We start from the raw sequence: 13,990 nt of genomic DNA, 5'->3' as shown, positions 1-13,990 counted from the left end.
TTCTTGTAAAATATTGAAAAACGCTTCAAATTATAGAAAAATGAAAAAATTGGCATTCATATTAAAAAGGTTATTACTTCTTATGTTCATAAATATAAGTTTTGTAGGCTGTGAATTACCCAAAGATTCAAGAGATTCGGTTTTGGACGCGCAAATTAACGGACTAAAAATAGGGGTGGTTGTAAATCCGCCGTTTACCGTACATGACAATACAGGGTTTTCTGGGTCGGAAATTGAATTGTTACAGGAATTTTGTTCAGAAAAAAGCATTACATATCAACTTATAGAAGGAACTGAAAGCGAGTTGATAAAAAAACTCAATAAAGCCGATATTCATATCATTATTGGAGGATTTAAAAAAAACACCATATGGCAAGAGAAAGTAGGTTTAACAAAAACCTACGACGAAGAACATGTATTGTTAGTACCCAAAGGTGAAAATAAACTGGTGATGGAATTGGAATCCTTTATGGAAAAAAATAAAGCGCGATGAAAATAACAGGAAAATTTGCATTGCCCCCATATTTGCAGGAAACACTTAAAAAAGCAATTTTTTACGAATGGTTGACTGTTGGATATTTATTAACGGTTATTGTTTTGATGTTTTTGGTCATGGGTTCCTCGCAAGCCATGAAGACTGCCTGGTTGGAAGATGCCTTGAGTATTTTGCCGGCAATATCTTTTTTAATAGCCAGCCGTCTATACAACAAGCCGGCCACCAAAGAATTTCCCTATGGGTTCCATAAGGTTTTCAGCATTGCTTTTTTAACTGGCTCTGTTGCTTTGTTTGCCATGGGCTGCTTTTTGGCCATAGACGCCGCAATTATCCTTATTAAGGCAGAACGGCCCACTATTGGAAGTGTGTATGTTTTTAATACCCAGATATGGATGGGGTGGTTAATGATGTTAACATTGTGTTACAGTGCCTTTCCGGCCATGTGGTTGGGGTACAAAAAAATGCCACTGGCCAAAAAAATGCACAATAAAATATTATTTACAGATGCAACTACTCAAAAAGCGGATTATATGACAGCCTTTGCGGCCATTATAGGTATTTTGGGTGTTGGTTTTGGAATTTGGTGGGCAGATGCTTCGGCCGCATTGTTTATATCCATATCGGTAATTAAAGATGGTTTTAAAGGGCTTAAAAATGCTATAGCCGATTTGATGGACCGCCACCCGATGGATGTGAAAAACAATGAAAAGGACAATCTGGTTGAAGAAATTAAAAAACTGGCAAAACAATGGCCCTGGGCAAAACAGGTAAGGGTTAGGTTCAGGGAACACGGAATGGTATATTTTGGAGAACTGTACATAATACCAATGAAGGGTTTTGCACTGGATGGAAAAATTGAAGCAGCCAAGGACGAACTATTGGCCTATCATTGGAAAATACACGATGTAACTATTATGGTAGAAGATACTTTTGATGAAAATGTGGTATAAACCTGCATTCTCAATTATTTAAACTTAAGTCGTTTATCAATGTTTTTTACATAGAAATGGTCAGAAGCTGGGATATCGTCCAGCTCGCTCCAGGAAAGCGGCATGGCAATGCCGGCATTTTTGGTTGGTCGCAGGGAATAAGGGCAAACGGAAGTTTGTGCATAAGAGTTTCTAAGATAATCAATAAAAATTTTTCCGTTCCTTTTATTTTTTCTAATGGCCGTAGTAAAAATTTCTGGATGCGATTTTTCAAGTTCTTCGGCGTATTGTTTTATTTTAGGACGTAAATCTTCAAAAGTAGTAGTCCTTCGAATGCGGTACCAGATATGGATTCCTTTTTTCCCGCTTGTCATTACGTTACATTCTTTTCCTTGTTTTGCCATAAACGCCTTGATTATTTTTACGCCTTCTTTTAATTTTTTAAATGAATCCTTTGAGGGGTCGAGGTCAAAAACAACCTTATCGGGCTTATGCAATTTATCTGTTCTGGACAACCAAATATGGAAACCAATAGTACCTTGATTGGCCAGGTAAACTAGACTTTTTTTATTGTTGCATACAATTTGGGTATTTTCCCCTTCTTCGGTTTTTATCTGTACGGTTTTAATAAAATCCGGGAAATAATCGGCTGCATTTTTTTGGTAAAACCCCTGTTTGTTCACCCCGTCGGGGAATCTATGTAAAGTAAGGGGCCTGTTTTTTAAATAGGGTATCATGTATTTTGCAACCCTTTTGTAATAATTAATCATCTCTATTTTGGACAGGCCGATTTCTGGAAACAATATTTTATCGGGATGTGTAATTGGTACTCCTTGTATTTTCATTTGGCTTCTTCCTTTGCAATTTCTTTGAGTGTCCTGTTGCTTGTTACACTTTTGTTTTGTGTACTAACGGGATTTCGTCGGGCATCTGCCTTTTCGTCGTCCTTTTTTATCAAAAGCCAATTTCCCTTCATATTACCCGAATTCATTCGTATAAGGCTATAACCGCCTTGTAGTTTTTTTCCTTGCAAATAAAACTCTAGAACACCTTTTTTGTATGAATCGGATACGTTTTGTCCTTCTTCCGTTAAGCCTTTATAGGTTCCTTTGTCCCAGATCATAACGGTGCCTCCGCCATATTGTCCTTTTGGAATGGTGCCTTCAAAATTGGCATATTCCAGAGGATGGTCTTCCGTGGGGATTGCCATACGCTTAATGCTTGGGTCTGTGCTTGGACCTTTGGGTACAGACCATGATTTTAAAACATTGTCTATCTCCAACCGGAAGTCGTAATGCAAATTGGTGGCATCGTGTTTTTGGATGACAAAAATTTGACTGTTTGTGTCTTTTTTTCTTGAATTTCCTCTTGGCTCTTTTGTTTTAGAAAAATCCCTTTTTTTATTATATTCCTTATTTCTCATAATCAATTATCTAATTTTCAATGGGGTAACTACAAATTATAAAACAACTTGCTTAATGTTTTATAAGAAACTGCTAAAAAAACATTTAAAAAGGCATTGGATTACGTTTTATGCCAATTGCGTCAAAAAAAATACTTAAACAGTAGTAGGTTCAATTTCATCAATAATAAAAAAGCCATCATCGCCTTGAGCTTGATATAATGGCATAAAAATATGGGCATTCCACTTGCTTGTTATTTTTTTTCCATTTTGCATAGCGAGAAATTGTCCTTTTTTTACTTTGCTGAAATTCTCAAAGCCCGGCTCCATTTTAAATTGATCCTTTTTATTTAGGGCATGCCGATATAAAATTTTAAAAGTTTTTTGTTCCGGGGCATTGTCTACGGAAAAGCGGGTAACGCATTCGGGATAACAGGATAAATTTTCCAGTTTTATATTACAGGCTTCCTTCAAGGCAAGCCATATCATGCCTTCGTGGTTTTCTATGGCTTTTTTGCTGGTATGCTGACCTGCTTCAAAAACAAAACCCGTAATGCCAATCCTGCTTAAATAATGGTCTATGTCGCCAGTTATAATATCGCTAAAGCCTCTAACAATATAGGTTGGAAAACGATGTGCCCAGGCATCATTATTGTTTACTTCCTGTACCGAAATGTACGGCAGGCTTGCCGATGAGGTAGTGTGGCAATCCAAAAAGTAATTCTTGCTATGTTCTTTTTCCAGATATGTTTGCAGGATTTTTATAATGTCATGCATTTCTGTATGTTCGTGCGAAGTATTTTTTCCGGATTTTATATTTTCTTCGGTCCAGGTCCTGTTGAGGTCCTCGTCAATATAGCGTACATTTTTTTCCAAAGCGGTCTTATTTCCAGAAACACCCACCAACGTGCCGTTTATTGTAGGTTTTGTATGGTTTAGCTCCTCGAAAACATGTTGCAGGGCTAGAACCCCGCTGGGTTCGTTTCCATGAATTCCAGCAGTTACAAATAAGAGCGGACCTGGATTGTTACTTGTATAAGTTCCTATAATTCTTTCAACATCCATAGTTATCTAATTTAATACATTGTGGCCAACACTTTGTTAGACAGTTGCCCTTTGTATTTCTCTTTATAATAAAGTTTTCTCTCTATGGCATCGATAACAGTATTTGTAAAATCGGGAAGGCCAATATCCGAAAACCTATCAAGGCCACCGGGGCTTAGCACGTTAATTTCAATAAGTTTGTCCTTAACAATGTCCAACCCTACAAAAAAGAGGCCGTCTTTAATTAATTTGGGCGCCGTAAGATCGATAATGTATTGCATTTCTTTGGTAAGTTCGCTGCTGTCAGCTGTGGCTCCCTGCTTAAAATTGCTCCTAAATTCTCCCTTGCCGCTGACCCTCCTAATAATAGCTTTCTCACCATTTTCTTCCAGGACCCTTCCGTTCATTAATAAAACCCTAACGTCGCCATCTTTCACGGCAGGTAAATATTCTTGTGCAATAACATACCCATGGTTGCTAATGGTCTCTATAATCTGATTGGTATTTTTTTCATGCTCATCAATTAAATACACATCTTTTCCGCCAGATCCTTCCAAAGGTTTTAATACAATTCTTTTATTGTTTTTCTCCCAAAACGACAAAATATTTTCCTTTTTTCTGGTAATTATGGAGGCCGGTTTTATGTCTTTTGGAAGTTCTTCAAAATAAAGTTTGTCAATAAAAGCATGAGAGAGGGCATAAGCATCGTTTAAAACTAAAACACCCTGTTGCTGGATCATTCTGCCAAAGGCTATTCCGGCTTGTTCTGCCCAGTGCCTGGTAGCACCTTCTTCAGTAGGGTTGTTTCTAATAAAAAGTACGTCCACATCGGTTGATACTATTTTTTTCTCTTTGGCCTTGGCACTTTGCAGTATTTCCAAATATTTCTTTGGAGATTTTGTGGAAATACCCGTAGGGACCTGTTTTGTGTTGAGGGTAATTGTACCGCTGGATTCAAAATTAAAATCGCCAACGCCCATTACAAAAACGTCATGTCCTTTTACATGGGCCTTTGTCATAAGTGCTACAGAAGTTGCGGCTTTTTCTGTTTCAATTTTATTTAATACAAAGCATATTTTCATCTTTTTTCTTTTTTGTTTAAGTAATTTTTATGCGGTATTGCTCATCTCGGTCTGTTTTATGGCCATTTTCGGGATAGACATGCCGTTTTTTATCTTCTGAAGCCTGTCTTCGTAAAAGTCTTCATATACATAACTTGGTTTTAATGTTCCTTTATGCAGAACCTTACGTTGAATAAGCTCGTTGATTATGTGGATATGGTGAAACCCAAATTTTCCGGCAAATAGTTGTTCGTAATCGCCATCGTCTATTAAATATTGCTGAAGCTTTACCAAGCCTTTTAGGTAGATAATATCTTTTAAGAAACCGCCCCCTTGCATTATCCTCGAGGTAATATTAAAGGCGTGTTCTTTGGAAAAACCATATTGGGAGAACAACAAATTAAAGATTTCCCTAAAATCACCACCGTCAATAAGAGCCTTTCCGGCTATAACCCTTCCGGCAAGTATTCTCAGCCTGTTTACCGTAAGCCCTCCAGAGAGGTATTCAGACATAACGGCAATGCCTTCCTGCAAGGTATCGTAATCGGCCAGTCCGGTAGATAATTGTTCCAAAGGTTGTTTGCTTCCGTTAAAATAAGTGAGCACATGAGTGCCCACTTCGTGCTGTATAAGTGCCTTTGCTTCGGTTCTACAAGATTTATAATCGGCAGGAATGTACAATTCGCCTTGGTTTACCATCATAATATTTACGTCCTTACGCAAGTGTATCTTGCTTTTAAAATCGGTATTCTGGTCTTTAAAATAGGCAAATTCCTTTCTCGCAAATGCGCTAAACTCCATAGCGTCCATAGAAGGGCAATCTTCTCTTTCTGTTTCTTCCGGGAGTTCGGTAAGTATTGCTTTGGCAGTTTCGTGCAATATAGCATCAACGTTGCCGTAGAGTCTAATGCTGTTGTAAAAGAAGTTAGGGGTTCCGCGTTCACTTAGCATTGATATCTGTAGATCGAGTTCCTCTCTTTTCTGTCGGAATAAATGAGACATGGCGGGATCGTCTACTTCCTCAATTCTTAAGTTATAGAGGTTACGCTTTAAAATATCGGGGTCTATGGGTAACAAGCGGTAGTGGTATTTTAATATTTTATGGTATCCCGATTCAAAAAAAGTTCTTTTGATATTGTAAATGTTAGCTGGCGATACCAACCATAAAAATTTATATGAACGCTCTATTTTAGAGAGTTTCCTATCGATTTCAAAAACTTTTTCTTTCAACGATTGCCTACCAAGGGCTTGATAACTTTGCACCCCACACGAAGTTTGCACCCTTATATATTCAAATATAGCTTTGTGAATGGCATTAATAAGCGCGTCTTTAAATTCTCTAAAAAATACGGGGTAAAACCTCCATTTTTCATCGTAAAAAACGGGTGGCACTTCGAGGCCCACCAATAATGCCCCGCATTGTTTGGCCTTACCAATTGTTAATAAAGCTGCTTTTCCTTCTGGCTGCCTTTTGGTAGTATTTTCAATGGTTGAAGTAAGATGCCCGTTAGAAGCGTTGTTGCCTAAATTGTCTAAAGCTTCTTTTAAAGTTTTTAAAAATGACGGTAAAATATCCTCCGGCCCTTTAATCTTGAAGGTTTTGGTCTTGCTTTTTGCCAGAAAAAGTTCAAGGACTAGAAACGATTTATACTTTGCAGAAAGCACATCTGAAATAGCGATAATTAATTTTTGAAATTTTTTAAAATCTTTATTGCCAATAAGTAAATATGAAGCCTCATTTATGGCAATACGCTTTAAATGATTTCTTTCTTTATGCCTTCTATATACCACCATGTAGGGTAATCCCGATTCAATATGTAATAATCCTCCTCCGGGCAACGAACAATTTACTTCCTCATCCTGCTCCAGGATAGTAACAATTTCAGCAATTTCTTTCTTACCAAGTTTGTTGAATTTAAGCATATTGTTTTTATCTTTCTATTTGTGTTTTAAATGTAGTATGCGGGTTAAAATCCCTGTACCATTGGGATATCCGCCACTATTAACATACTTAAAGTTATGTATAATTTAAAGGGTAAGTGACTTAAAATTAATATTTTGGCAATTTTTTAATATGGAAAGCTTATGTATTGTTAAAATATGCCAAAAATATTTTTATTAATTAAAAATGATTAAAATTCAAACAAAAAGACTATTCAATGAAAGAGACAGGCATACAAAGAGTGGTTCCTAATATATATTCAAACAATATAGAAAGAAGCAAGCTATTTTATAACGGATTCCTAGGGATGAAGCTTGCAATGGATATGGGCTGGATATTAACATTTATATCCAACGACAACCCAACGGCCCAGATCTCTGTTTTTAAAAACACCGGGAACAAACCTTTGGACAATACGGCTATTTTTATTTCCGTAGAAGTATCCAATGTTGATTACCTGTACAACCGTGCAAAAGAGCAAAATATTGAAATTGTATACCCGCTTACCAATGAAGAATGGGACGTAAGGAGGTTTTTTGTAAAAGACCCCAACGGGGCTACAATTAATATATTAATGCATTTATGAATAGGATACTACAAATAGAATTATTCTCTTTTCTATTGTTATTCTTTAAATTTAAATGAAATGCCATAAAATGAAAAATCCTGTAAACACTGGTGTTTTACGGGATTTTATTTGAGATTGTTACACTCTCAGCGGAGAAAGAGGAACTATCCATAATTTTATTTTTATAGTATTTACTGGGCTTATGAGAGGTTGATTATTTTATACGCACCGAATAACGCACCTATTGAATTTATCAAAAAAATAATCAGAGATTAGGTAAGTATATAGTGCAGCCTGTACTTTAGCTAAAAGTAAGGCTCTTAAAAAGGTTTAAATCCATCTTGTTTTATAAAATTAGAGGGGGGGAGAGCGATTACCAGTATTACTCAATGTTTTTTTGGTTTCTTATTTAAATATCTCTTTATTATCGGAAACGAAGCAAATCTTATCTTTATCTTTATTAAGTTTAACTTCTATAACATTATCTTCCTTAATATCGCTCAAAAGATCTTTTATGATTTTTGTTTCTTCTTTAGATTTTAATGCGTTTTTTCCATAAACACCTTGTTTTGGGTAAATATATCCGAAATAATAATTATTCTTAATTGCTATTGCAATTAGATATACTCTAAAAGATGAACTTTTACCTTGTTCATCGCCAACTCTTAATTTAGCAATTGGGTTTTTTGCATTTGGATTAAGTCGGTAGGCTACGCATTGAGCTAATAAATCATCAGATTTTAATTTAAAGATATCTTTGATTATTGCTCTTTCACAATCTTTGTAAGAATTTTTTTTGAGAAGTGTTTTGACTTCAGATATAAAGCTTTTTTGGAAGAAAAATTTCATTAAAGTTCATTAACCAAAGAACTTAACTCTTTGAAGTCATTATTCTTTCTTAATTCGAATATTATATGCTCAACTTCATTAACAGCTTCAATGTGAAAGTCTATTGCTTCTTTCATTTCTTTAAAATTGTCTTTGAAAAGTCCTTTAGGAACATATATTTTTCTTTGTTCTGAATAGAATTTTTTAAAATGTTTGTCAGAAGCTTTTCCCATTGCTATAATTCCCCTAATAATCACTTCATCTGATGTTGATAAATTATCTAACCAAGTTATTTTAGTGAGCAATAACCCTAATTTTTCTAGAGATTTGGTCAAAATAGAATATTCTTTTTTCTTATCATTGATGTGGTCAAGAATTTTATTAACTCTTTCTTCTTCGCTCAATGAATGAGAGTAAGATTTTATTATTTCTCTATTTATTTTCTCTAATGTAGTTGTCATAAGCTTTATAAATATACATAAAAATGTATGATACAAATATAGTTTTTATTTGAATTCAATCAATTAATGAGGTGTTAAATTCATTCTTTGTAAGAATTTCAAATGTTGTTTTCTAAACTCTTGGTCGAATTTATATATTATTCATTACAAGTACTGTTCCATTGATTATGAGAGCCTGTATAAAAAAAGTAGCATGGAGCACAAAACGGTAATTGTTCTACAAGTAAATAATTTCATAAAATATAAAATAGGCTTATAATTTTAGGCTCCCGAAAAAATACTAACTCTCTATTTTTCTAAAATATTCATTTAAACAAACCCCATACCTCCCTATAAATCTGCTGAAAATGCACGGTTATATCCGTATCTGAATAATGACTTTCCTGCTTAGGTTTCTCTTTTAAAATGGATTGCAATCTAAATCGCACCTTTCTATCCTTCCCATCGGCAAATGCAATAAATTCCCCTTGCTTTAACTTAAAAAAGATCTCAGCCCTTCGCTTAGATACCTCCCGTTCCCCTTTGGTAACACGACTTTCAAAACTCATGCCACTGCTTTTACTGATACTTCTGGTGGGGGTTTTAATAATTTCAAAAAAACGCTCGTAGTATTTAGCGGTATCCGGATCATTCGCCTTTCCAAAAAACTGATAGGAAAGGTTACTTAAAATAGCTTTGCTGGCTTTATCCCCATAAAGTAAATCATTCTGTATTTTATCTTGCATCACATACACCGTACTAATATCATAGCTTCGCAGTGTCGCCGGTATCCGATGCATATTGGGTTGTTTGAGTGTTGGCGCTTCTTCCATGAGTAAAAAAGAAGATGCTCTGCCTCGTTCACTCATTTGTTTGATCAGGGTATGCATTACCATGGCAATAATAGGGGAGTAGGCCGCATCGTATTTCGGGTGATTGACCAGTGAAATTACTGCCAGATTTCCCGGATTGTTAATATCCAAAGGCACTTCATCCTTTGACAACACATAAAACAGCTTTTGAGAACTGATCTTTTTAAAAGCATTGGCCAGGGTACTCTTTACACCAGCGGTTTGTTTTTCTGATTCAATACCACTTATAAAAGCACTAGCCATACTATGAGAGGTGAGGTCTGATTTTAAAAAAGCGACTAATTGTTTGGTACTCATGGATTGGAAAAGTGCAATTACATGGGGGAGGGTACAATACTCTGGATAGTCTGTTCTCATTTTCCATATCATCCCACTGAGTAGCCCTTCCACGGCATCCGAAAAGAATTTATTACTCCCGATATTCTCCGAAAGATTCTGCTCCAAAAGGTTTTCCATAAGTACCCGAGACAGCTCATTGACACTTTCCTCATTGGGCAGGTATTTAGGAGCTATGGGATTGACCCGATAATGAATCTTATCGAAAGCTAGGGTATAGAATTTTATGCCCTTTTCCTTAAACAAGGGATAGGCAATTTCAGTAAGTTCAAAATCCTTATAGTCGTGAATGACCCCACAAAAACCGTATTTACTAAAGTGCTGTAAAAAATTATAAACCACACTCTCGGTTTTCCCGCTCCCCGCCGAACCAATTACGGAAGCCCCCCGACGGATATTATCAATTTTAAATTGGGCGTTTTTAAGTTTAAAACGCACTCGGTACTTTTTAGGAATTCGCTCATCTTCTTCTGCGTAGACCAAAAAATAAAGCATAAGGCTTAAACCCACCATTGGAAGAACGTATAGGATGATATATACGATTTGCCAGTTCATATCCCAATCGATCCGGATTCAATAACCTTCCCAACACCTTTTTTAAGGGTATTAATTGCCTTCATTGTGAGTTGAAGCTTATTGGTTGGAATACTGAGTAAAGAAGTATTAACCCCAGTCTTTTGCAACAATTTAAAGGCCATCGCCCTTTCACTAGTCGGAAGTCTGGTTATGGTAGAAAAATACAGTTTGGGATCTTTTAAAAAGGTTTTCCTGGCCGCATAACTTTCTACATAATTTCGGTTGTAATTAAACATAGTATCAAAGGTCTTTTCGGCACCTTTATAAAAAGCGTCCCGATCAAAACCCCGTTTTACCATCTTGCCGTTCATTTCTACTTCCGAGGCTTTATACTTACTTCCCGGAGAGAGACTATACCGGTTGGTGGTATCTTTTCGACTGACAATAATATGGACATGGCTTTGTGGTCCTGGTTTAAGCATACCATGTACAATCCGTTTCCCATCTATTTTATGCGGCGCTTTTTGCTCCAGCTGTTGGAGCTGTTTTTGTAGTATTTTGACATTTCCACGGAGCTCCCCGCGCTCAATACTACGAACTTCTTGTTTTAATTTTAGTATTTGGGTAGCATAGGGCTGGTTTTCCCGTATCTCTTTGTCCAGATTACTAAAGGTACGTTGCCGTTCTACCTTGGCATAGTACTTAATATTATCCACGGTGACAATTCTGCCGTCTATCTTGCGATTAAACGCTTTGGAGTAAGCCTTCATTACTTCCCGGGTATAACGCTTTAAAGCTTCTGGAGAATCCTTTATGCTTTTAAGTTCCCGCTGACTTGGATTTAAGGTGATAGAATAGAATTTCGGCTCGGTCTTTTTAAGCTTAGCCGTATTACCATCAATTTCTTTGATGACCTTTTCCACGGAAATTTCATCTCCGTACTGATCAAAGAAGTGTTCCATTTCAGAAAGTGGTTTCCCCTGATTCTCTTTTTCCAGATAGTCTACAAAGCCGGCAGCACTTTGGTTAAAATTGCCATCAAGACTTTGTGGGGTGATGGTGATGTACATAATCCAGTTCTTTTTTAAAATTCTCCAATTCGTTATAATCCATATCCAGTTTGTAATACCCCTTCCCAAAAGTGCCTTTTATATAGGTCAATCGCTCCAAGAGTTCCTGTATTTTGTTTTTATATTGACTCAGCTGCCATTGCATTTCCCCATAGCGATTTTGGTAATGTTCCAGCTCTGTGTCCCGATTAAAAATCGCAGGCGATCCAAAATCAAAGCCCACTTCTTCTTCCTTATTTCCATCAGGATTTTCCATTTGAGAAGCCTCCTGGAATAAAATATCCAACATAGCTTTGATAGGCAGGGTTTGCTCTTTTTCAATATTGCGAACAATGGCAATCAAGGCATTGATACGTTTTTTAGTGGTATCGGTTTTTACGCCCACATTGTCATTTGGTGAAAGACCATTCCACTTAAAAAAATTCAGCATGGTCTCCAAGGTCTTAGAATGCGACCCGGAAATCTCCCGGGAAAACTTCCGAAACCGATCCGCTGTTTCTTTTTTGATACTGATAGCGGAAAACCGATATTTTTTATAAGCATCTTCCATTTTTACTGTAAAAAATTCCCTGTTTACGGGCACTCCAACAATATTTACTGTAAAAGCCTTTGACAGTCAGTTATTTATACGACTTTAAGAAACTGATATTCAGTAACTTAAAAATATAAATAAACCGGAACACCGCGCCAGCGTGTTGCCCTCTTGCTGTACCTTTTTATCCCGCAGGGATAAAAAACAGCCGTCCAATCCCTCTTTAAAAAACAAAAGACTGGATAAGCTACACCATAACCTTATCATAAACCGGACAAGTCATAGCAAGGATCAAAATTTGAAAGTTAAATCATGCATTTAATGAGACCCGCTAATGAGGATCAAAAAAAGGATGGGGATGTTACCTTATAAAAATAGGGCATTCCTTTATAAAAAGAAATACCCTAAACTATTGAAATTAAAGCAAATAAAATTAAATTAAGGATTCATCGGCAAAACTGAGGAAGTTTCCCTTTGGACTTAAAATAATATGATCGAGAATTTTGACATCCAAATACGAAGCTGCTTTTACAATCTTTCCGGTGAGTTCCTTATCCAGGGTACTGGCTTTTAGATTGCAACTTGGATGATTATGGCATAAAATAATTGAAGTAGAAAGGCTTTTTAGTACTACTGCAAAAATGATTCGGATATCTACCAGAGTTCCGGTGATTCCGCCTGTAGAGTGGGTATAAATGCCTTTTACCATATTGGCATTGTTTAACAACAGCACTTTAAAGGTTTCCTGTAAAGCAATGGTCTTGGTATCAAAAGACTGATATAAAAGGGCTGCGGCATCGCTACTGCATTTAATTGCAGTGGTGTGGCTCGTCAAAAAAACGTCCTTATAGGAGAGCTGTATTTCGCTTACTTTGCTTAACATAACTATACGATTTTAGAAATAGTTAAATAAGAGCAGGCCGGGGGATCCTGCTCTTATATTTGGATTACTTAGGACTTCCTCCAAGGAATAAAATTTCTGAAACGATCACTTCGGTTACATGACGTTTAACCCCTTCTTTATCCTCATAAGAGCGAGAGGAAAGTTTTCCCTGTACGGCGATCTCTTTGCCCGTAAATACATACTCCTCGATAAGGGAGGCGACTTTCCCCCAGGCAACAAGGTGGTGCCAGTCGGTATTGGTCTGTTTCTCTCCTTTGGAGTTTTTGTAATTCTCATTGGTAGCCAGTGAAATTCGGGCTACTTTTTTTCCATTTTCCAAAATGGTTACCTGAGGCTCCTGCCCCACATTTCCGATCAGTTGCACTTGATTTTTTAAAGTACTCATAACTAAAAAATTTAAAAGGTTACTAAATTCCCCTGTGCAGTGTACCTCACTTTAGGTAGCGAGCGTTTACATTTTAAGGGGTGTTTGTTTGCCTTCTTGCGTGCACAGCACCCATAAAAGAAGTGGGTTCTGTCAAGGTTTTTGGGAAGAAATCAGGAGTGTCTGCGACGCATGTAAAACCTTTATGGTTTTCAAGGAAGTAGAAACCTTATTAGTGAGCAAAACCTTGTATAACCTTGAGAGGTTCCATAAGGGAATTAGGGATTCTTAGTCGGTGCATTTTTGTGTGAACGTTACAGAAAAGTTAAGTGAGCAAAGAAAATGACAGCGGGTTAGAACCCTTTATTTCCCTACCTTGTTTTTCCGCTGTCCCGGAAAACAATAAGAGGCTTATTTTATTATAAACCCTTAAAATGGTGGGAAGCAACTTTACAATTTTCAGCTATTCGACAGAAAAATTCCCAAGAAGAATTTACAGAGAATAGCTTTTTAGAAAAATGGAAAGTTGTGTGCGATGGAATTTATTTCTGGTATGGGTTTCATTTTAAGAATTATCTACTACTGCTGAAATTGTTATGGAATAGAGGGAGTGAATTTAAAAGTATGCCCCATCAATATTGCTTTTTTTGTTCTAATTGAAGTTAAGTAATACATTACTAATATAT

15 protein-coding genes are annotated in these 13,990 nt (G+C 36.5%); 3 read left to right on the top strand and 12 right to left on the bottom strand.

All coding sequences use genetic code 11. From position 1 onward, the window contains the following. Window positions 1-82 precede the first annotated feature (82 nt). Both UXI14_RS08585 and UXI14_RS08580 read left to right on the top strand, forming a co-directional pair. Complete coding sequence (locus UXI14_RS08585) at window positions 83-493, top strand: transporter substrate-binding domain-containing protein (protein WP_335965778.1); 411 nt, start codon at window positions 83-85, stop codon at window positions 491-493. After that, window positions 490-1,446 (top strand): cation diffusion facilitator family transporter, encoded by a 957-nt coding sequence (locus UXI14_RS08580; protein WP_335965777.1) that lies wholly within the window; start codon window positions 490-492, stop codon window positions 1,444-1,446. Before UXI14_RS08585 ends, UXI14_RS08580 begins: the two co-directional genes overlap by 4 nt. A gap of 14 nt (window positions 1,447-1,460) precedes the next feature. On the opposite strand, the gene ligD is transcribed toward UXI14_RS08580, so the two are convergent. The 5 genes from ligD to UXI14_RS08555 form a co-directional block, all read right to left on the bottom strand. Further along, window positions 1,461-2,270, bottom strand: a complete 810-nt coding sequence (ligD, locus tag UXI14_RS08575; protein ID WP_335965776.1) for a non-homologous end-joining DNA ligase — start codon at window positions 2,268-2,270, stop codon at window positions 1,461-1,463. Further along, window positions 2,267-2,848 (bottom strand): DNA polymerase ligase N-terminal domain-containing protein, encoded by a 582-nt coding sequence (locus UXI14_RS08570; protein WP_335965775.1) that lies wholly within the window; start codon window positions 2,846-2,848, stop codon window positions 2,267-2,269. Before UXI14_RS08570 ends, ligD begins: the two co-directional genes overlap by 4 nt. A 135-nt stretch (window positions 2,849-2,983) precedes the next feature. Next, window positions 2,984-3,892: a succinylglutamate desuccinylase/aspartoacylase family protein gene (locus tag UXI14_RS08565; protein ID WP_335965774.1), complete on the bottom strand. Its 909-nt coding sequence runs from the start codon at window positions 3,890-3,892 to the stop codon at window positions 2,984-2,986. A gap of 11 nt (window positions 3,893-3,903) precedes the next feature. Further along, window positions 3,904-4,953 carry a glutathione synthetase gene (locus UXI14_RS08560; RefSeq protein WP_335965773.1) on the bottom strand — a complete coding sequence of 350 codons (1,050 nt, stop codon included), beginning with the start codon at window positions 4,951-4,953 and terminating at the stop codon, window positions 3,904-3,906. Between the two features lie 27 nt (window positions 4,954-4,980). Further along, the gene (locus tag UXI14_RS08555) at window positions 4,981-6,855 is read right to left on the bottom strand and encodes a tyrosine/phenylalanine carboxypeptidase domain-containing protein (RefSeq protein WP_335965772.1); all 1,875 of its coding nucleotides are present in this window, start codon (window positions 6,853-6,855) and stop codon (window positions 4,981-4,983) included. Between the two features lie 236 nt (window positions 6,856-7,091). Between UXI14_RS08555 and UXI14_RS08550 the strand changes: the two genes are divergently transcribed. Beyond that, on the top strand, window positions 7,092-7,460 hold the full coding sequence (locus UXI14_RS08550; RefSeq protein WP_335965771.1) for a VOC family protein: 369 nt from the start codon (window positions 7,092-7,094) through the stop codon (window positions 7,458-7,460). Between the two features lie 387 nt (window positions 7,461-7,847). Here the strand turns inward: UXI14_RS08550 and UXI14_RS08545 are convergent, their stop codons facing one another. The 7 genes from UXI14_RS08545 to ssb form a co-directional block, all read right to left on the bottom strand. Continuing rightward, complete coding sequence (locus UXI14_RS08545) at window positions 7,848-8,291, bottom strand: hypothetical protein (protein WP_335965770.1); 444 nt, start codon at window positions 8,289-8,291, stop codon at window positions 7,848-7,850. Then, complete coding sequence (locus tag UXI14_RS08540) at window positions 8,291-8,731, bottom strand: hypothetical protein (RefSeq protein WP_335965769.1); 441 nt, start codon at window positions 8,729-8,731, stop codon at window positions 8,291-8,293. The genes UXI14_RS08545 and UXI14_RS08540 overlap by 1 nt, the downstream gene beginning before the upstream one ends. Window positions 8,732-9,036: 305 nt before the next feature. Next, entirely contained in the window at window positions 9,037-10,473 is a 1,437-nt protein-coding gene (locus UXI14_RS08535; protein WP_335965768.1) for a type IV secretory system conjugative DNA transfer family protein, read from the bottom strand. Then, on the bottom strand, window positions 10,470-11,504 hold the full coding sequence (gene mobB / locus UXI14_RS08530; RefSeq protein WP_335965767.1) for a MobB family relaxase: 1,035 nt from the start codon (window positions 11,502-11,504) through the stop codon (window positions 10,470-10,472). Before mobB ends, UXI14_RS08535 begins: the two co-directional genes overlap by 4 nt. Beyond that, window positions 11,473-12,087: a BfmA/BtgA family mobilization protein gene (locus UXI14_RS08525; RefSeq protein WP_335965766.1), complete on the bottom strand. Its 615-nt coding sequence runs from the start codon at window positions 12,085-12,087 to the stop codon at window positions 11,473-11,475. The genes mobB and UXI14_RS08525 overlap by 32 nt, the downstream gene beginning before the upstream one ends. A 382-nt stretch (window positions 12,088-12,469) precedes the next feature. After that, window positions 12,470-12,919: a JAB domain-containing protein gene (locus UXI14_RS08520; RefSeq protein ID WP_335965765.1), complete on the bottom strand. Its 450-nt coding sequence runs from the start codon at window positions 12,917-12,919 to the stop codon at window positions 12,470-12,472. A 64-nt stretch (window positions 12,920-12,983) separates the two neighbouring features. After that, window positions 12,984-13,325 carry a single-stranded DNA-binding protein gene (ssb, locus tag UXI14_RS08515; protein WP_335965764.1) on the bottom strand — a complete coding sequence of 114 codons (342 nt, stop codon included), beginning with the start codon at window positions 13,323-13,325 and terminating at the stop codon, window positions 12,984-12,986. Between the last annotated feature and the right edge of the window lie 665 nt (window positions 13,326-13,990).

Origin of the sequence: Galbibacter sp. PAP.153 (assembly GCF_037029175.1) — a bacterium.
GTDB classification, from domain to species: Bacteria; Bacteroidota; Bacteroidia; order Flavobacteriales; family Flavobacteriaceae; genus Galbibacter; species Galbibacter pacificus.
The sequence above is the reverse complement of the archived record's forward strand: the minus strand, read 5'-3'. Positions and strand labels throughout refer to the sequence as shown.

Bases quoted from the DNA above. Each gene is read 5' to 3' on its own strand.
- UXI14_RS08585 (WP_335965778.1), top strand. From the start codon at position 83: ATGTTCATAAATATAAGTTTTGTAGGCTGTGAATTACCCAAAGATTCA.
- UXI14_RS08580 (WP_335965777.1), top strand. From the start codon at position 490: ATGAAAATAACAGGAAAATTTGCATTGCCCCCATATTTGCAGGAAACA.
- ligD (WP_335965776.1), bottom strand. From the start codon at position 2,270: ATGAAAATACAAGGAGTACCAATTACACATCCCGATAAAATATTGTTT.
- UXI14_RS08570 (WP_335965775.1), bottom strand. From the start codon at position 2,848: ATGAGAAATAAGGAATATAATAAAAAAAGGGATTTTTCTAAAACAAAA.
- UXI14_RS08565 (WP_335965774.1), bottom strand. From the start codon at position 3,892: ATGGATGTTGAAAGAATTATAGGAACTTATACAAGTAACAATCCAGGT.
- UXI14_RS08560 (WP_335965773.1), bottom strand. From the start codon at position 4,953: ATGAAAATATGCTTTGTATTAAATAAAATTGAAACAGAAAAAGCCGCA.
- UXI14_RS08555 (WP_335965772.1), bottom strand. From the start codon at position 6,855: ATGCTTAAATTCAACAAACTTGGTAAGAAAGAAATTGCTGAAATTGTT.
- UXI14_RS08550 (WP_335965771.1), top strand. From the start codon at position 7,092: ATGAAAGAGACAGGCATACAAAGAGTGGTTCCTAATATATATTCAAAC.
- UXI14_RS08545 (WP_335965770.1), bottom strand. From the start codon at position 8,291: ATGAAATTTTTCTTCCAAAAAAGCTTTATATCTGAAGTCAAAACACTT.
- UXI14_RS08540 (WP_335965769.1), bottom strand. From the start codon at position 8,731: ATGACAACTACATTAGAGAAAATAAATAGAGAAATAATAAAATCTTAC.
- UXI14_RS08535 (WP_335965768.1), bottom strand. From the start codon at position 10,473: ATGAACTGGCAAATCGTATATATCATCCTATACGTTCTTCCAATGGTG.
- mobB (WP_335965767.1), bottom strand. From the start codon at position 11,504: ATGTACATCACCATCACCCCACAAAGTCTTGATGGCAATTTTAACCAA.
- UXI14_RS08520 (WP_335965765.1), bottom strand. From the start codon at position 12,919: ATGTTAAGCAAAGTAAGCGAAATACAGCTCTCCTATAAGGACGTTTTT.
- ssb (WP_335965764.1), bottom strand. From the start codon at position 13,325: ATGAGTACTTTAAAAAATCAAGTGCAACTGATCGGAAATGTGGGGCAG.